Origin of the sequence: Streptomyces sp. MBT53, from assembly GCF_016654115.1 — a bacterium.
Lineage (GTDB): Bacteria > Actinomycetota > Actinomycetes > Streptomycetales > Streptomycetaceae > Streptomyces.
The window spans coordinates 1-16,308 of sequence record NZ_JAEQAZ010000184.1; the positions used below are offsets into that span (position 1 = coordinate 1).

Sequence of the window (16,308 nt, forward strand, 5' to 3'; positions counted from 1 at the left end):
ATGTGCGGCTCCGCCGCGTGGGCGCGCCCAGCCCCCACCGGCCCGCAGCCGAAACGCGTCGATCTCCGCTGGCCCCACAACCTCCCCGACGGCGGCCGTCACGGCTTCACCCCCGCCCACCGAATACGACTGGAGGCCGCCCTCCCCGCCATGGCCGCCCGCCTGGCCGAGGCGCTCCCTCCGGAAGCCCACCGCGTACACATCCTCGGTTTCGAAGAGCTGATGTACGCCCCCCTCAGACTCGCCCGCGAGCTGGAGCAGATTGCCGACGCCGACGTCACCTACTCCACCACCACCCGTTCCCCCGTCCTCGCGGTGGACGACCCCGGCTACGCGATCCGCACCCGCATCGCCTTCCCCGCCCACGACACCCCCGCGGACGGCCCCGGTGACCGCTACGCCTACAACATCGCCGGCGCCGGCTTCGACGCGGTGGTCGCGGTCGTCGACTCCCGCGCAGACACCCCCGAACTGCGCGGCCTGCTGGCCGAGTTGGCCGCGCACACCCCGCACGTCGTCCTCGCGGTGATCCCCTCGTACGTCCCCGAAAGGCCCCCCATGCTGCCCGAGCCCCTCCGCGGCCCCGCCTTCTCCTCGTACGCGCCGGAAGAGGTCGGCTGGCTGCTCCAGGATCTCTCGGACGTGACGCTGGAGGCGCCGACCGAGGAGCGGGAGGAAGCGATCCAGAGCGGCGGGGCGCACTACGCGGAGTCGCTGCCGGTGGAGTACCAGCCGAGCGAGCAGTACCAGGAGCTGTTCCACACCGCTCTGGACGAGGCCGCAGGACGCCTCGCGCTGGCGGTCGGCGCGGTCACCGAACTCGTCCTCGCCGAGCGCTCACCGCACCCCGTGCTCGTGTCGCTCGCCCGCGCCGGCACCCCCGTAGGTGTCCTGATGCGCCGCTGGGCCCAGTACCGCCACGGTCTCGACCTGCCGCACTACGCGGTGTCGATCGTGCGCGGTCGAGGGATCGACGCGAACGCGCTGCGCTATCTCGCCGCCCATCACGACCCCGCCGACGTGGTGTTCGTCGACGGCTGGACGGGCAAGGGCGCGATCACCCGCGAACTCGCCGACGCGATCAGGGAGTTCGAGGAGTCCGACGGCATCACCGGCTTCGACCCGGAGATCGCGGTCCTGGCCGACCCCGGCTCCTGCGTGAAGACGTACGGCACCCGCGAGGACTTCCTCATTCCCTCCGCCTGCCTCAACTCGACCGTGTCGGGCCTGATTTCGCGCACGGTGCTGCGCTCGGACCTGGTCGGCCCGCACGACTTCCACGGCGCGAAGTTCTACCGTGAACTCGCGGGCGTGGACGTCTCGGTGGACTTCCTGGACGCCGTCGCCGCCCGCTTCCCGGAGGTCTCGGACGCGGTGACCGTCCTCGCCAAGGAACTGCTCGCCGCCGACCGCACCCCAACCTGGGAGGGCTGGGCGGCAGTCGAGCGGATCAGCGAGGAGTACGGCATCCACGACGTGAACCTCGTCAAGCCCGGTGTCGGCGAGACCACCCGGGTGCTGTTGCGCCGGGTGCCCTGGAAGATCCTCGCGCGGGCCGGTGCGGGCGCCGACCTCGACCACGTCAGACTGCTCGCCGAGCAGAGAGGCGTGCCCGTCGAGGAGGTGGCCGAACTGCCGTACACCTGCGTGGGGTTGATCCACCCCAAGTACACGCGCGGTGCGACCGGTGCCGACGGCAAGGCGGTGTCGGTCTGATGCCGGTACTCGTCGCGAGCGACCTCGACCGTACGCTCATCTACTCCTCGGCCGCCCTCGCCCTGACCATGCCGGACGCGCGGGCACCCCGGCTGCTCTGCGTGGAGGTGCACGAGAGCAAGCCGCTCTCCTTCATGACCGAGACCGCGGCCGGACTCCTCACCGAACTCGGCGGACTCGGCGACGACACGGCCGTCTTCGTGCCCACCACCACCCGCACCCGCAAGCAGTACCAGCGCATCAGCCTGCCCGGCCCGGAGCCGAGGTACGCGATCTGCGCCAACGGCGGCCACCTTCTCGTCGACGGCGTGACCGACGAGGACTGGCACGCCGGGGTGCAGGCGAAGCTGGCCGCCGAGTGCGCGCCGCTGGAGGAGGTCCGCCAGTACCTGGCCGACTCCGCCGACCCGTCCTGGGTACGCAAGCACCGCGTCGCCGAGGATCTCTTCGCGTACCTCGTCGTGGAGCGCGAACTCCTCCCCGAGGAGTGGGTGAAGGAACTCGCGGTCTGGGCCGAGAACCGCGGCTGGACGGTCTCTCTCCAGGGCCGCAAGATCTACGCCGTCCCGAAGCCCCTCACCAAGAGCGCCGCCATGCGAGAGGTAGCTCACAGAACCGGTGCCGACCTGACCCTCGCAGCGGGCGACTCCCTCCTGGACGCCGACCTCCTCCTGGCAGCAGACAAGGGCTGGCGCCCAGGCCACGGCGAACTGGCAGACGAGGCGTGGACGGCCCCGAATGTCACGGCCCTACCGGAGCGAGGCGTCCAGGCAGGCGAACGGATCCTCGAAGAGTTCCTGAGGGCAACCCCTTAGGGGCGCGGGACTGTATCGATTTGCGGCTCCGCCGCGTGGGCGCGACCAGCCACAACGCACCCGCACCCGACCAAGCACAGGGCCCCCTAGCCGCAACACCCTCCACCACAGCAACCGCCCCCGCCGCCACCTCCGGCCGCGGGGGCGGACGCAGTCCCGCCCACAGCCACAGCCGACAGCAACTTCACCGTGTCGTCATGCCCCGCAGGGCAGTCCGCCGGCGCGGACGACTCCGCCATCGGCCGGCTGACTTCGAACGTCGATCCGCAGGTACGGCAGCGGTACTCATAGCGAGGCATGGCATCAGGCTAACGCCGCGCTGACATGAAGACGGCACCTTGTTTTTTCATGAAGGTTTCGGCTGTGTCCTGTTCTGTCGTTTTCTTATATGGAGAACTTGCGAAGACCACTGGTAATTTGAGTTCGCCGCGTGACCTGTGAGGCCGGGGGGAACCGGGATTTGCAGCCGCGTCCACGGCAACCTTGTAAGACCCTCGTACGTCTGTGCGTCTGCCTGTGCGAGCAATATGGAGTGCGGAGGGAGACGTCGTGACCCACGAGGGGGAGGGGGAGCAGCCTCAGCGGCCGGACGAGACCATGCAGTTGAAGCTCCCCGCCGGGTTCCGGCCGGACGAGACCATGCAGCTGCGCTTGTCCGACCTGGCGATACCGGCGGCCCCCGAGGCCCCCGAGATACCCGAGGGGGAGACGAAACCGGTACGGCACCGGGGCCGCAAAGCCCCCCGCCCGTCCCTCCGCACCCGTCTCTCCCGCCTCGCCCAGGCCCTCGGCCCCCGCTTCGCTCCCCTCATCGCCCGCCTCGCCCCGGTCGTGATCTTCCTCACGCCGTACGTCCGCAAGATGCGCCCGCAGTACCCGCGCCCGGGCCGTACCGACTGGCGCCGCTGGATACCGTCCTGGCGGCAGTGGCTCGGGGGAGCGCTCGCCTCCGTCGGGCTCAGCGGACTGTTCCTGGTCGTCGCCTACGCGGCCACCGACATCCCCTCGAACCTCAACACGTACGCGACCCAGCAGGACAACGTGTACTTCTGGTCCGACGGCACGCCCATGGCCCGTACCGGCTGGGTGCAGCGGCAGGCCATGCCGCTGAAGGACATCCCGACCGATGTCCGCTGGGCGGTGCTCGCCGCCGAGAACGAGAGCTTCTACAGCGATCCCGGCATTTCGATGAAGGGCATCGCCCGCGCCCTCTATCGCACGGTCGGCGAGGGTGACACCGAGGGCGGCTCGACGATCACCCAGCAGTACGTCAAAAACGTCTATCTGACCCAGAACCAGACGGTGAGCCGCAAATTCACCGAAGCGATGATCTCCCTCAAGCTCGACAACAAGATGAGCAAGGACAAGATCCTCGAGGGCTATCTCAACACCAGCTGGTTCGGCCGCGGCACCTACGGTCTGCAGCGCGCCTCGCAGGCCTACTACGGCAAGGACGTCAGCCAGCTCAACGCCAGCGAGGGCGCCTTCCTCGCCTCCCTGCTGAAGGGCGCGGGCCTCTACGACCCGACGATCAGCAAGGCCAACCACGCCCGGGCGGTGGCCCGTTGGTCCTGGATCCTGGACCGCATGGTGAAGATCGGCAAGCTGTCGCCGGCCGAGCGCGCCAAGTACAAGACCTTCCCCGAGCCGCTCAAGCAGTCGAAGACGTACGACACCGGCAAGCAGAGCGACTACCTGGTCGAGCTGGCGACGCAGTACGCGAAGAAGACCGGGCACATCTCGGACAAGGACTTCGACCTCGGCGGCTACCAGATCTACACGACCTTCGACCGCAACCGCGAGACCGAGCTGACGGACGCCGTCACCAAGGCCCGCAAGGCCGCGCAGAAGGACGACCCCGCCAATGCGAAGGCCGCCCACTACGGTGCCTCCTCGGTGGCCTCCGACGGCCGCATACTCGCGGTCTACGGCGGCCCCGACCACCGTACGCAGGGCTTCAACGAGTCCAACGCGACCACCGTCCCGGCCGGTTCGGCCTTCGAACCCTTCGTCTACGCCGCCGCGTTGGAGCACGGGGTCACCAAGACCCGGGGGCAACCGCCGACGCCGGTCACCCCGGAGACGCTGTACGACGGGAACGACGGCGTGCCGGTGACCACACCGGAGGGGCCGTACTGGGACCGCAGCGGCAAGAAGGTCGCCGCGCACAACGACGGCAAGAAGTCCTACGGGCAGATCAGTCTGCGCCAGGCCCTCGCCCAGTCCGTGAACACCCCGTTCATGCAGCTCGGCATGGACACCGGCCTGTCGACCGTGCGGGCGACCGCCGAGAAGGCCGGACTGCTCTCCTCCAGTTTCGGGGCGCAGGTACCCGCGCTGTCCCTGGGCAACGCCACGCCCAGCGCCCTGCGCATGGCGAGCGCGTACGGCACGTTCGACGCCGGGGGCGTCCACACCGAGCCGTACTCGGTCCGCCGTATCACCCGCAACGGCGCCGCGGTCGCCCTGGCGCGGCCGGAGCCGAACCGGGCGATCAGCAAGGAGACCGCGCGTGAGGTGACGGAGGCGCTCGCGGACTCCTTCGGCCTCGCGCATCCCACCGCCGCCAAGGCCGCCGGAGCCGAGGTGGCGGGCAAGACCGGTACCACCCAGGACGACACCGCGGCCTGGTACGTCGGCACCGCCAAGTCCGTGTCGACCGCCGTCGTCGTCTACCGCATCGACCTGAGCAAGAGCCTCGAACCCCTGCCGCTGAAAGGAATCTCCGGCACCCCAGTCACCGACGTCCCCTACGGCATCTGGTCGAGAGCCATGACCCCGCTCGGCTGACCACCGCAGCGCAACCGCCACCTCCTCGCAGAATGAGCCGCCCATGAAGCCCCCGACGAAGGCGCCGTCCGGCCGCCGCCGCCGAGCACCCGAACCGCGTCGCCGTACCCCGAAACCGGGGTTCCTCACCCTGGCCGTGTTCCTTGTCGTCGCCTCACTGGTGACCGGGTATCTGGCGTTGAACCGGGACAACACGACGCCGACCGCGTCGGCCGGCAAGAACGCCTCGCCGAAGTCGACCAAGGAACCCGTCTGGGACGGCAAGACGCAGGTGCTGGGGGACGGCTCGACCTCGTACACGGGGCCGCAGAAGGACCAGTTGAAGGCCGTACCGCTCAAGCCCGGTGAGAAACCACCCCAGTTCGTCGTCTTCTCCTGGGACGGGGCCCTGCAGGGGGACGACAAACTCTTCTCGCATTACCGGGAGATGGCCAAGGAGTACAACGCCCACATGACCTTCTTCCTCACGGGCATCTATCTGCTGCCCAAGAGCAAGAGGGACCTGTACCACCCGCCGATGCACCCGGTGGGCTCCGCCGCGATCGACTTCCCCACCGACCAGCACATCCGCGACACCCTGGAGCAACTCCGCCTGGCCTACGAGCAGGGCAACGACATCGGCACCCACTTCAACGGCCACTTCTGCGAGGCCAAGGGCGGCGGTGACTGGAGCGTCGCGCAGTGGAAGAGCGAGATCGACCAGTTCTTCTCCTTCGTGGAGAACTGGAAGACCAACACCGGCTACACCGACATCCCGGCCCTGCCCTTCGACTTCAAGAAGGAGGTCGTCGGCGGCCGCGCCCCCTGCCTGGAGGGCCAGCCCAACCTCCTGAAGGCGCTGAAGGGTTACGGCTGGAAGTACGACGCCAGCTCCCCGGGCGACTTCCAGATATGGCCCACCAAGAAGGACGGCCTCTGGGACTTCCCGCTCGAACTCCTCCCCTACGGGAACAACATCCAGGCCCTGTCGATGGACTTCAACTTCCTCTACAACCAGTCCAACGGCGCCACCCAGGGCGACCCCGCGAAGTTCGCCGACTGGGAACAGAAGACCGTCGACTCGTACATGGCCGGCTTCAACCGGGTCTACTACGGGAGCCGCGCGCCCCTGTTCATCGGCAACCACTTCGAGAACTGGAACGGCAGCATCTACATGAAGGCGATCGACACGATCATCCCGAAGATCTGCACCAAGAAGGGCGTGAAGTGCGTGTCCTTCAAGGAGTTGTCGGACTGGATGGACGTGCAGTCGCCGACGACTTTGCAGCAGTTGCGCAGTCTGGACCCGGCCCAGTCGCCCGACTGGTCCACGGTGGTCAAGTGACCTGTCGCGACTGGTGAACTCACCAACCGCAACCCCCTTCACAGTAGCCACACATGGCGTGCGAAGATGCCCTCGCCCGGTAGGCGTACCGGCGTAGAGGGGAACCCCATTGAAATCCAGAAAACTGAGCCGTAGCAGGAGCCGTACGGCCATAGTCTCGGCGGCGGCCGCCTCGGTCGTCGCCGGTGTCGCCCTCGTGCCCAACTGGAGCGCGGGCGCGGCCGTCGTGAACGACCCGACCGTGGACGCCTCGACCAAGGCGACCTTCCAGAAGCTGGCCGACGCGGTCTTCACCGACCGCACCCAGGCCCTTGTCCACGGGGCGACCACGAAGCAGAGCACCTCGCGCTTCTCCGGCGACGTCCGGCTCTCCGGCACCCAGACGCGCGACGAGAAGGCCGCGCTGACCCAGCTGCGCGGCCGCCAGAGCAGCATCGCGAAGCTCGGCGAGACGTACAGCACGGGCAGCACCAAGGTCACGCTCGACGCGACCCGGGTCACCGGCCGCACCGCCAAGGCCGACGTCACCGAGACGACCACGCTGACGTACGCGAAGGCCGTCGCCGGAGCGCCGAAGACCACCGGCTTCCAGGCCCACCACGAGCTGACCTTCAAGGCCGACCAGCAGGGCACCTGGCAGCTGTCGAACATCCAGGACACCGACACCGGCGGCCTCGCCGTCAACACGGTGGCCAAGCCCGCGGTCAAGGCGAACCCCGCCCCGGCCGACGACGGCAACACCACGCCGGACGCGCCGCGCGCGGCCACCACCCGCAACCCGGTGGCGGTGCCGAAGACGAGCACGACGTACGACTACAAGGCGATGGCGACCTACGCCGAGAAGTACTGGAACGTCTACAACACGGACTACCCGAACTTCAACGGCCACGCGGACGGCGGCGACTGCACCAACTTCGTCAGCCAGTCCCTCAAGGCCGGCGGCTGGAAGCACGTCCCGGGCTACGTCTACGACTACACGAAGTGGTTCGGCAACGCCGACATCCAGTCGGACTCCTTCGTCGGCGTCAACGAGTGGTCCTGGTTCGCCCAGAACTCCAAGCGGACCACCCCGCTCGCCAACGTCTACCAGGCCGAGGTCGGCGACGTCATCCAGGTCGACTTCGACCGGGACGGCTCCAAGGACCACACGATGATCGTGACGTACAAGGCCAACGGCATCCCGTACGTCACCTACCACTCGAACAACACCTACCGCAGGTCCCTGTCGAGCCTCATCGCGTCGTACCCGAACGCGTACTACTACGCGTACCGCACCTGAGCCTCGCGGCTCGGCAGTACGTCATCGGCCCCCCGTCGCTTCGCTGCGCGACCGGGGGCCGATCCGCGTTCAGGTCCGCGACCGGATCGGGCGGGCTCTGCTTGTCGCCGAAGTGCCGGTTGACGGCCTCGCGCTCGCCCTGGGCGCGTAGGTCATGGGGAGAGCGTCGCCCTTACAAGGCGAATGTCGGCGGTACCGAACCGTCGCGTCCACCAGTCTCAGGGCGTGATCAAGGCCCAGGCCGGCCGCTGCGGGACGTACTCGCGGACCGGGCTCAGTGCCCGGGCGTCCCGCGCTCCTCGCGGATCTGGCCGACCACCCGGGCGACCGTCTGTCGTACGGCCTCCGTCTCGGTCAGGAAGTGCCAGTAGTCGGGGTGGCGGCCCTCCAGCGTGGTGATCGCGCGGTCCAGGCGGGCCACGGCGTCGTCGAGCGGGCGGGCGTGCCGCGGGTCGGGTGTGGTCCGGCCCGACATGGCCAGGCGCTGGGCGTCGCGGATCGCGAAGCGGGTGCGGTCGATCTCCTGCTGCGGGTCCTTCTGTACGGCGTTCAGCCGCCGCAGCCGGTCACCGGCCGCCGACACGGCCTCGTCGGTGGTGTTCAGCAGCGCCCGTACCGTCGACAGAAGTGACGTGGCGTCCGGCCAGCGCTGCGCGTCCCGGGCGGCCTGTGCCTCCTTCAGCTTCAGCTCGGCCTGCCGTACGTTCTCGCCGGCCTGGTCGGGCACGTGCTGGAGGTCCTGCCAGCAGGCGGCCGAGAACCGCCGCCGCAGCTCGCTCAGCACCGGATCGACCTGCCCCGCACGTGTGGTGAGCGCCTGCGCGCGGGTCCGCAGCGACACCAGCCGGTGGTCGATCTCGGCGGCGCGCTCGGGCAGTTGACCGGCCTCGGCCGTGATGGCCTCCGCCTCCCGCGCGACCTGCGTGGCCCGCTCCAGAGTCTGCGGCACCCCGTGCTGCCCGGCGCCCTGGTTCAGCTTCGTCAGCTCCGGCCCGAGCTTGGCGAGCCGCCCGGCGAGATCATCGGCCCGCAGCCCCGACGCCCGTACGGCGTCCAGCGCGTTGCTCGCGGCGAGCAGCGCCTGCCGGGCCCGCTCCACGGCCGGCGCCAACCGCGCGAGCTGTGTCTCCGCTTTGCCGAGCAGCGGCCCGAGCCCGCTCTCGAACCGGTCCAACTCCTGCTTGACCTGGCCGAGTTGGTCCTTCGCGGCGGTCAGCTCGGCGCGGGCCCGGTTCGCCGCGGCGGCCTCCAGGTCGTCGCGGTCGAGGTCGTGCGCGTCGACGGCGTTGATGTACCGGCCGCTCGCCTCGTCGATCCGCCGGCCCAGCGCCTCGAAGTCGGTCACCGCGCGGCGCGCGGCCGGCGAGTCGTCGACCGCGGTGATGGTGTCTATCGAGATCCGCAGATCCCGCTGGGCGGTGTCCAGCTCGTAGAACGCGGCGGCCGCGGCGTCCTTCGCCGCCTGCGCCTCGGCCCGCTGGCTCTCCGCCCGCCCGCCGAACCAGCGCCGGGTGCCACCGCCCGCGAACGCGGCGGCCAGCACCGGCGCGGCCAGCAGCGGCAGGCTGATCAGCGTGAGGGTGTCGAAGGCGGCACGGGCGGCGGCGGAACCGCGCCGGGACCGTGTGAGCGGCGAATACGGCTGCGCTGGTGTCGCCGTCACATCCCTCTCCCGTGTTGTGTGTCCTGACCGTTGTCATTCTCCCACCGGTAGAGGACGAACACACGGGCCGGTCAGTTCGCGTTCCGCACCGTGACTTTCCCGTCGCCCGTACGGGCGCTCACCACATGGGAACTCGACGAGTCCCGGGGCACCGACACATCCACTCCGCCGTCCCCGGTCTTCGTCGTCACCCGGTACTTGGCGGCCCCCTTGGGCAGCGCGACCGTCACCGACCCGTCGCCGCTGCGGGACTCCACCAGATCCGGTACGACCCCGAACTCCAGGTGCACCGACCCGTCACTGGTGGTGGTGCGCACCTCCCGCGACGACACCTCGGCGTGCACGGACCCGTCCCCGGTGTGCAGCGTCAGCGGCCCGGTGGAGTCGGTCACATGCACGGAGCCGTCGCCGGTCCGCACACTCAGCGCGTCCTTGAACCCTCGCGCCCGCACACTCCCGTCCCCGTCCTCCACCTTTACCGTGACCCCGCGCGGCACCTCGATCCGGTGCTTGGCCGAGCAGTCGGCGATCACCCCGGAACACTTCAGCCGCAGCACCAGCCGGTCACCCTTCATCGCCCACGTCACCTTGGGATCCGAACCGATCGCCACGCTGCCCTGCCACCACCGGGTGACCTCGATCTTCCCCGCCGGATTGGAGTCCGCGGCGACGACCTCGAGCGCGGAGTCGTCCGAATCGATGGTGAGCGTACGACCGGGCAGCGCGAAGGTCCGCTGATCGGGATGCTTGTCGTCACCGGCGGAGGCACCGGCACACGCGGTGGCGCCGACGAGAAGCAGGGCGAGGCCGCCGGTCGCGGCGAGGACACGACGACTGCTGTGGGTGCGGGTCACGATGATTTCCCCCTGGGACGGTCGCGGAGTCCCGATGACTCCTACGGCTCCCCTCGACCGTAGGGAGCGACGCCCCGCCATGGCATCCGGCGCACTCCCGGACCGGGGGTGGGGAAAACCCCCGGCACATCTCCGTGGGGATACGGATGGGGATACGGATGGGGATACGGGTTTGCAGGACAGGCCCCCTGGCAATGTAGGCTGTCGACTCGTCCTGGGCGCGTAGCTCAGGGGTAGAGCGTCGCCCTTACAAGGCGAATGTCGGCGGTTCGAAACCGTCCGCGCCCACCAGTCTCAGGACACGACCAAGGCCTGGATCAGCCGGTAGGAACCCGGAGATCCGGGCCTTGGTCCTTTCTCCCTCTTCTGCTCGCCCTCTTCTGCTCTCCTCTTCTACGGCCGCTCGCTGAGCCGTCGGCGACGGGCCCGCTGTCGGCAGGTCGCTCCGCAGTAGCGGGCGGGACGGCCGGTGGACCGGGCGTCGAGCCGGGCCCCGCACTCCTCGCACCGCGGCGCCGCGTGAAGCGTGCCGGGTGCGTCACGAAACACCCGCCCTTCCGTGACGGGCGCGGAACTCCGCAGGCTCTCCAGTGCCAGCCGCACCATGCGGATGCCGCCGTTCCGGTCGCGGTGCGCCGCCCACATCGCGGCGCAGCCGACGGTGAGCGCGGCGACGTCGTCCGCGCTGACGTCGGCACGGACCCCGCCCGCCCGCTGGGCCGCGTGCAGCAGCTCGTCGAGTGCCTGGCGGAAGCGCCGCGCCGACGCGACCAGACCGGGGCGCGGCCAGCTCGTCTCCGCGGTCAGGGCGTCGCACGCGTGCTTGCGCCCGTGGGAGGTCTCGACGACCTTCAGCAGGAATCCGAAGAACGCCGCGACAGGGTCGGTACGGGCCGCCCACCGTCGAGCGTCGTCCACATGGTCGTCGATCTGCTGGACGAGCACGGCCTCCAGCAGGAACTCCTTGCTGGGGAAGTGCCGGTACACGGTGCCCGCGCCGACCCCCGCCTGCCGTGCGATCGCGCCGAGCGAGATGTCGAGACCGTGCTCGTCGAACGCCCGCGAGGCTGCGGCGAGCACCTTCATCCGGTTGCGGCGGGCATCAACCCGGCCGACTTCCTTGGGAGTTGCCGTCATGTCACGTAATCCCTTGTCCGCCGGACTCAACCGGGTGCAGCATTCCACATCGACCTCGGGCCCGAGCCACCATGACCACCGACCATCCCGGGGCGGAGGACGACATGACCACTGACCGCTTGGTCGTCGTGACCGGTGCGACCGGCAAACAGGGCGGCGCCACCGCACGCCGGCTGCTGGCGGCCGGCAGACCGGTGCGCGCACTCGTGCGGGACACGACCACACTCGCCGCCAAGGCACTCGAAACCGCGGGGGCCGAACTCGTCCTCGGCGACTTCGACGACCCGTCCGGTTTGCCCGCGGCACTGGAGGGAGCGGCGGCACTGTTCGCCGTACCTCCCGCGGTGTTCGGACCGGCCGGTGCCGACGTGGAACGGGAGTTCGCCCGGGGCCGGGCGCTGACCGATGCCGCGGTCGCCGCCGGGATCGAGCACGTCGTCTTCACGGGCGTCGCGTCCACACCGGGACGCCCGGGTGGCTCCGAGGGGAAGAAACGCGTCGAGGACCAGCTGCGGGAGCGGATCCGGTCGGTGACCGTGCTGCGCCCGGTGCGGTTCATGTCGAACTATCTCGCATCGACACCCATGGGATTCGACGGCATCGTCCACGGCGTGCACCGGCACGTCTTCCCGCCGGACGAGCCCGCCCAGATCATCGCGGTGGAGGACATCGCCGAATTCGCCGCGCTGGCCTTCGACCAGCCGGACCGCTTCGCGGGGCGAACCCTGGAGCTGGCCGGGGACGCCCCCACTCCGGCCGAGGCGGTCGCCGCCATCGGCGAGGCCACCGGTGTCACGGTGCGCTACGAGCAGCTCACCCACGCCGAAGCCGCCGCGCTCCACCCCGAGGTGGCCGAGGTCCGGGAACGCTGGGCAGCCGGATCACGCTGGCACGCGGACATCGAGGCGCTGCGCGTCATCCACCCCGGACTGCGCACACTCGCGGACTGGCTCGCGGAATCCGGCACGGCGCGGTTGCGGGAGCGGCTCGGCGAGCCCTCCTAGCCGTCGGAGAGGATGCGCCGTACGGCAGGTCGCAACCCGTTCCGCGCCGGTACGGGACCTCGAGACCTCGCCGGACACTTCGCGACTGTGGTCAACTCATCGGAGTCCGGCCGGGAGGAGCCGAACCGCCGGATCTTCGAGAAGCAGGCCGTCGAGTTCCGGGACGTGGTTGCTGACGACGACGTGGCGCCAGCCGGCTTCGGACAACTCCGCCAGCGCGGCGACGGTGTCGGGGAAGACGGTCCAGCGGGTCGCGTCGGTGTAGTGGGCCCGTACGCCCCGCGCGGCGCGGGCGGCCGGTTCAATCCGTCCTGCAGCCCGGGTGCCAGATCGGCGTGGGTCGCGCCGTGGCCGGGTGCGACCTCGGTGAGCGCCTCCATCAGGCAGCCGCGCCACATGCCGTCCCGGAACGCCAGGGTTCCGTCGAAGTCCCACAGCACGACGCTTCCGGTCACGCCGGGGATTCTACGGAAGGTGACGGAAGGCGCTCGCGGATTTCGGGGGCGGTGGGCAGGATGGGCTCATGACTCAACCTGGCGCCACGCCCTCGGGTTCCGTGTTGTCCCTGTGGTCGAAGGACTCGGTGTTGTCGATCGGTTCGGTGGGGTCGGTGTTGTCCATCGGGTCCGTCGGGTCGGCCCTGTCCGTCGGGTCGATCGGCAGTTCGCTGTCGGTCGGGTCGATCGGCTCGGCGCTGTCTTTCGTCTCGGCGGGTTCGTGGCTCAGCACGGGGTCCGTGCTGTCCGCGCAGTCGCGGTGGTCGGTGCTGTCATGGCGTGCGACGCGCGGGTTCCGGGAGGTCGGGGCCGGAGTCGGAGCGGGGACCGGCACCGGGGTCCGTTTCGGCGGGGTGCCGGTCGTCGGGGCGGTCGGAGTCGTCGGGGCCGTGACGGTGCTGGCACTCGCCCAACGGGCGCTGCGCAAGCCGTAGTTCGACGACGACGGCGGGGTCAGGACCAGAACTCGTTCGCCTTGTCGATGTCCTCGACGCACTCGTCCAGGTCCGTGATCTTGTCGCCGAGGATGCGGAAGACGATGCCGCCGGTTTCGTCGATGTGCTTGCCGTCGCGCTCGGCCGTGAAGCGGTGGAGCGTGACCGCGTGGCCCCGGCCGTCGACGAGGACGTTGCGCAGTTCGACGCGCAGGGTGCCGTTCGTTTGCGCGAAGAGCTGACCGTACATGTCGATGGCCGCGTCCAGGCCCTTGAAGTCGCCGGACAGCGGGTGGCTGCCGGGGACGTGGTGCGTGACGTCCGAGGACATCAGCGAGCGCAGGGTGTCCATGTCCCCGCGGACGAAGGCGTCGTAGCCCTTGCGGACGAGGAGTGCGTGCGGGTGGTCGGCCATGATCGATCGCCGCCTCTCGGTTGCTTCGGCGATATGAGGCTCAACTCACCCATTGTCCGCCTTTTCGTCCGCCGGTGGCGCCTCGTGGGCGTGCTTCAGCTTCATCCGTGACTCGACGCGGTCCGTCGCGGTGACTTCCGTCCAGAAGCGGTGGCCGCTGACGAAGACCGCGAGTTCGTGCTCGCGCTGCCTGAGCTTCTCCACCTCGGCCTGTTCGTCGGGCGTCCAGCCGGGGGAGGCGGGGCGTTCCACCTTGCGCCAGCCGCCCGTGTCGCTGAACCCGTCCAGGGGCTCGACCGACCAGGGCAGCCGCTTCAGCAGGGTCGTCAGCTCTGCCCGGACCTGATGCAGCTCCTCCTGACCGGCGAGGAGGTCGCTAGGGAAGTCATAGGTCGTTGCCACGCGCTAATGCTACGCCTGTTCGAATTTGGGTCGCGAGTTCCTTCCGGGACTTCATACGAACGGGTGTGGGACCGCGGACGCGCCGGCCGTCTCAGACGGTGGTCGGGCCCGTCGACGCCTCGTCGTCGCTCATGGCCACGTAGACGGTCAGGATCGAGGCGATCACGTCGATCTCCGCCGGGCCGACGAGCCGCAGCCAGACGAGTTCTTCCGGACCGCCCGACCGGCCGACGAGGGCAGCCGCTTCCTCGGGCCAGGGAAGCGGCGTCCTCGGCAGGTGGATCACGGAGATCGCGTCGACGAAGCAGCCGGAGAGCCCGGGGCCCTTCGACAGCCCGACATGGCGGACGCCGGCGAGGGAGATGACGGCCTCCGGCTTCGACGGCCCGTCCCGGAGGGTGATCTCCAACGACTCCTCGTCGTCCTGGGCCTCGAAGGAGACCCGGGCGATGAAGTGATGGGCGAACGGTGCCAGCAGCCTCGCGGCGCTCGCGCACCGGTTCCTGAACGCGTCCTCTGCCTGATTCGGCCCCGTCACGGGCGGAGACTACCGGGCGCCACCGGTCAGTTGGGCTGCGACGCCCCCAACTCCCTTACCAGCCCTGCCGCCACCGGCACCGCGATGCCCTTCCGTTCCGCCGCCCGCAGCAACGCCCCGCCGATCGCGTCCAGTTCGAGCGGGCGGTGCGCCTCCGCGTCGCGCTGCATCGACGACTTGGTGCCCGGCGGGAACGTGTCGTAGCGGGCCAGCGCCCCCACCGGGTCGGACGGGCCGCCGTAGGACCGGCTCACCGCCGCCGTCTCCTCCAGCAGGGCCGTCAACTCCTCGCGGTGGCGCGTGCGTACGTCGCCCAGGGGGAGGTCGATGGGGGTCCCCCCGTTCGAGCGAAGTCGAGAATGGGGGAGGGTGGTGAGGAGGGCCAGTGGGGCCAGGAACGTCATCTTGGCCCAGAGCGCCGCCGTCTCGTCGGGCAGGACCCGGGTGGTGGGGCCTGCCGCGCGCAGGGCGGCCGCGAGAGCCTCCAGGCGTTCGCGGGGGACCGGGTCGCCCGTGACGTCGATCTCCGCGAACGGGCTGCCGTGCTCAATCACCCCCGGGGCGACGCGAGTTGACTCGACCCGGATGATCGCGGGGGCGACCTGGGCGGGCGGGTGGTGGGCGCGGAGACGGGCCGGGTGTTCGACGCCGTTCAGGAAGGGGACGAGGAGACCGTCGCCCAGTGCGGTGGCGGGGACGCGGGCCAGTGCCGCGTCGAGTGCCGTCGCCTTGACGGTGATCAGGCAGGCGTCGACCGGTTCGCGTAGTTCCGTGTCCGCTTCCACCGGTGCCGTGAAGTCGCCGAAGGCGGCGCTGCGGACCCGGATCCCGTCGCTGCGCAGGGAGTCGGCCGTTTCTTCTCCGGCCAGGCAGATCACCCGGTGGCCGGCCCGGGACAGCAGCGCCGCGAGCAGACCGCCCACGCCGCCGGGGCCCAGCACGGCCACGGTGAGTTCGTTGTTCGCCATGTTCTTCGTCCTCTCGTCAGGTCGGCCCCGTGCACGGTGACGGTGGCCGCCTCGGAAAGATCATCGCAGGCGTGTTCGGGAGAGCGGCGGCGGTATCGCTTTCGTGGCGCGAGACTGGACGTATGTGCCGCAGTATCAAGACTCTTCGACCGCCCGCCCTGCCCGACGAGGCCACGGAGGAGGAGATCCGCGCCGCCGCGCTGCAGTACGTGCGCAAGGTCTCCGGGTTCCGGGCGCCCGCCGCGCACAACCGCGAGGTCTTCGACCGCGCGGTTGATCTGATCGCCGACGCGACGGCTGAGCTGCTGGCCGGGCTCGAGGTGAGAGGAGCGACGCGGTGAGTGCGGTGATGTGATCAAAGCGCGGGCCGGTGGGGGCTGGTCGCGCCCACGCGGCGGAGCCGCACATGTCACGGCCCGGCGCCCCTTTGGGACGCGGAACGGCCGTCCCTGTGGCACAGGGACGGCCGTTG

At 70.0% G+C, this 16,308-nt stretch carries 17 protein-coding genes and 2 tRNA genes; 10 read left to right on the forward strand and 9 right to left on the reverse strand.

Translation table 11 applies throughout. The features are described from left to right. Both JHN45_RS41295 and JHN45_RS41300 read left to right on the forward strand, forming a co-directional pair. Window positions 1-1,716, forward strand: a 1,716-nt coding sequence (locus JHN45_RS41295) for a cysteine protease StiP domain-containing protein (protein ID WP_201054523.1), incomplete at its 5' end; no start/stop codon positions are given. Continuing rightward, entirely contained in the window at window positions 1,716-2,531 is an 816-nt protein-coding gene (locus JHN45_RS41300) for an HAD family hydrolase (RefSeq protein WP_201054524.1), read from the forward strand. The genes JHN45_RS41295 and JHN45_RS41300, both read left to right, overlap by 1 nt. Window positions 2,532-2,617: 86 nt before the next feature. On the opposite strand, the gene JHN45_RS41305 is transcribed toward JHN45_RS41300, so the two are convergent. Then, on the reverse strand, window positions 2,618-2,830 hold the full coding sequence (locus JHN45_RS41305; RefSeq protein WP_200717656.1) for a zinc ribbon domain-containing protein: 213 nt from the start codon (window positions 2,828-2,830) through the stop codon (window positions 2,618-2,620). 298 nt (window positions 2,831-3,128) lie between these two features. Here JHN45_RS41305 and JHN45_RS41310 point away from each other — a divergent pair, with 298 nt between their 5' ends. The 4 genes from JHN45_RS41310 (at window position 3,129) to JHN45_RS41325 (ending at window position 8,139) form a co-directional block, all read left to right on the forward strand. Beyond that, complete coding sequence (locus JHN45_RS41310; protein ID WP_201054531.1) at window positions 3,129-5,321, forward strand: transglycosylase domain-containing protein; 2,193 nt, start codon at window positions 3,129-3,131, stop codon at window positions 5,319-5,321. 43 nt (window positions 5,322-5,364) lie between these two features. Then, window positions 5,365-6,645 carry a hypothetical protein gene (locus tag JHN45_RS41315; protein WP_200716204.1) on the forward strand — a complete coding sequence of 427 codons (1,281 nt, stop codon included), beginning with the start codon at window positions 5,365-5,367 and terminating at the stop codon, window positions 6,643-6,645. A 109-nt stretch (window positions 6,646-6,754) separates the two neighbouring features. Beyond that, window positions 6,755-7,924, forward strand: a complete 1,170-nt coding sequence (locus tag JHN45_RS41320; RefSeq protein ID WP_200716203.1) for an amidase domain-containing protein — start codon at window positions 6,755-6,757, stop codon at window positions 7,922-7,924. Window positions 7,925-8,065: 141 nt separating this feature from the next. Continuing rightward, window positions 8,066-8,139, forward strand: a tRNA-Val gene (locus JHN45_RS41325). Window positions 8,140-8,198: 59 nt separating this feature from the next. Here JHN45_RS41325 and JHN45_RS41330 read toward each other — a convergent pair. Then, complete coding sequence (locus JHN45_RS41330) at window positions 8,199-9,587, reverse strand: hypothetical protein (protein WP_200716202.1); 1,389 nt, start codon at window positions 9,585-9,587, stop codon at window positions 8,199-8,201. A 71-nt stretch (window positions 9,588-9,658) separates the two neighbouring features. Continuing rightward, window positions 9,659-10,441, reverse strand: coding sequence for a DUF4097 family beta strand repeat-containing protein (locus JHN45_RS54545; RefSeq protein ID WP_201054525.1), 783 nt, complete (start codon window positions 10,439-10,441; stop codon window positions 9,659-9,661). Between the two features lie 216 nt (window positions 10,442-10,657). Here JHN45_RS54545 and JHN45_RS41340 point away from each other — a divergent pair. Next, a tRNA-Val gene (locus tag JHN45_RS41340) sits at window positions 10,658-10,732 on the forward strand. A gap of 102 nt (window positions 10,733-10,834) precedes the next feature. Here JHN45_RS41340 and JHN45_RS41345 read toward each other — a convergent pair. Beyond that, window positions 10,835-11,578: a TetR/AcrR family transcriptional regulator gene (locus JHN45_RS41345; protein WP_201054526.1), complete on the reverse strand. Its 744-nt coding sequence runs from the start codon at window positions 11,576-11,578 to the stop codon at window positions 10,835-10,837. Between the two features lie 104 nt (window positions 11,579-11,682). Between JHN45_RS41345 and JHN45_RS41350 the strand changes: the two genes are divergently transcribed. After that, entirely contained in the window at window positions 11,683-12,582 is a 900-nt protein-coding gene (locus JHN45_RS41350) for an NmrA/HSCARG family protein (protein WP_200716199.1), read from the forward strand. A 528-nt stretch (window positions 12,583-13,110) separates the two neighbouring features. Here the strand turns inward: JHN45_RS41350 and JHN45_RS53575 are convergent. Beyond that, on the reverse strand, window positions 13,111-13,311 hold the full coding sequence (locus JHN45_RS53575; protein ID WP_236584681.1) for a hypothetical protein: 201 nt from the start codon (window positions 13,309-13,311) through the stop codon (window positions 13,111-13,113). Between the two features lie 7 nt (window positions 13,312-13,318). On the opposite strand from JHN45_RS53575, the gene JHN45_RS41355 reads away from it, so the two are divergent. Further along, a complete protein-coding gene (locus tag JHN45_RS41355; RefSeq protein ID WP_374195670.1) occupies window positions 13,319-13,513 on the forward strand; it encodes a hypothetical protein in 195 nt (64 codons plus the stop codon). Between the two features lie 19 nt (window positions 13,514-13,532). On the opposite strand, the gene JHN45_RS41360 is transcribed toward JHN45_RS41355, so the two are convergent. The 4 genes from JHN45_RS41360 to JHN45_RS41375 all read right to left on the reverse strand — a co-directional run bounded on the left by JHN45_RS41360 (window position 13,533) and on the right by JHN45_RS41375 (window position 15,836). Further along, window positions 13,533-13,928 carry a nuclear transport factor 2 family protein gene (locus tag JHN45_RS41360; protein WP_200716196.1) on the reverse strand — a complete coding sequence of 132 codons (396 nt, stop codon included), beginning with the start codon at window positions 13,926-13,928 and terminating at the stop codon, window positions 13,533-13,535. 45 nt (window positions 13,929-13,973) lie between these two features. Continuing rightward, window positions 13,974-14,330 (reverse strand): hypothetical protein, encoded by a 357-nt coding sequence (locus JHN45_RS41365; RefSeq protein WP_201054528.1) that lies wholly within the window; start codon window positions 14,328-14,330, stop codon window positions 13,974-13,976. Window positions 14,331-14,421: 91 nt separating this feature from the next. Further along, window positions 14,422-14,868: a hypothetical protein gene (locus tag JHN45_RS41370; protein ID WP_201054529.1), complete on the reverse strand. Its 447-nt coding sequence runs from the start codon at window positions 14,866-14,868 to the stop codon at window positions 14,422-14,424. Between the two features lie 26 nt (window positions 14,869-14,894). Beyond that, window positions 14,895-15,836, reverse strand: coding sequence for a ketopantoate reductase family protein (locus JHN45_RS41375; protein WP_201054530.1), 942 nt, complete (start codon window positions 15,834-15,836; stop codon window positions 14,895-14,897). 122 nt (window positions 15,837-15,958) lie between these two features. Between JHN45_RS41375 and JHN45_RS41380 the strand changes: the two genes are divergently transcribed. Next, on the forward strand, window positions 15,959-16,177 hold the full coding sequence (locus JHN45_RS41380; protein ID WP_200717793.1) for a DUF2277 domain-containing protein: 219 nt from the start codon (window positions 15,959-15,961) through the stop codon (window positions 16,175-16,177). The last annotated feature ends 131 nt before the right edge of the window (window positions 16,178-16,308 follow it).

Bases quoted from the DNA above. Each gene is read 5' to 3' on its own strand.
- JHN45_RS41305 (WP_200717656.1), bottom strand. From the start codon at position 2,830: ATGCCTCGCTATGAGTACCGCTGCCGTACCTGCGGATCGACGTTCGAA.
- JHN45_RS41350 (WP_200716199.1), top strand. From the start codon at position 11,683: ATGACCACTGACCGCTTGGTCGTCGTGACCGGTGCGACCGGCAAACAG.
- JHN45_RS41380 (WP_200717793.1), top strand. From the start codon at position 15,959: ATGTGCCGCAGTATCAAGACTCTTCGACCGCCCGCCCTGCCCGACGAG.
- JHN45_RS41375 (WP_201054530.1), bottom strand. From the start codon at position 15,836: ATGGCGAACAACGAACTCACCGTGGCCGTGCTGGGCCCCGGCGGCGTG.
- JHN45_RS41345 (WP_201054526.1), bottom strand. From the start codon at position 11,578: ATGACGGCAACTCCCAAGGAAGTCGGCCGGGTTGATGCCCGCCGCAAC.
- JHN45_RS41315 (WP_200716204.1), top strand. From the start codon at position 5,365: ATGAAGCCCCCGACGAAGGCGCCGTCCGGCCGCCGCCGCCGAGCACCC.
- JHN45_RS41300 (WP_201054524.1), top strand. From the start codon at position 1,716: ATGCCGGTACTCGTCGCGAGCGACCTCGACCGTACGCTCATCTACTCC.
- JHN45_RS41360 (WP_200716196.1), bottom strand. From the start codon at position 13,928: ATGGCCGACCACCCGCACGCACTCCTCGTCCGCAAGGGCTACGACGCC.
- JHN45_RS41310 (WP_201054531.1), top strand. From the start codon at position 3,129: ATGCAGTTGAAGCTCCCCGCCGGGTTCCGGCCGGACGAGACCATGCAG.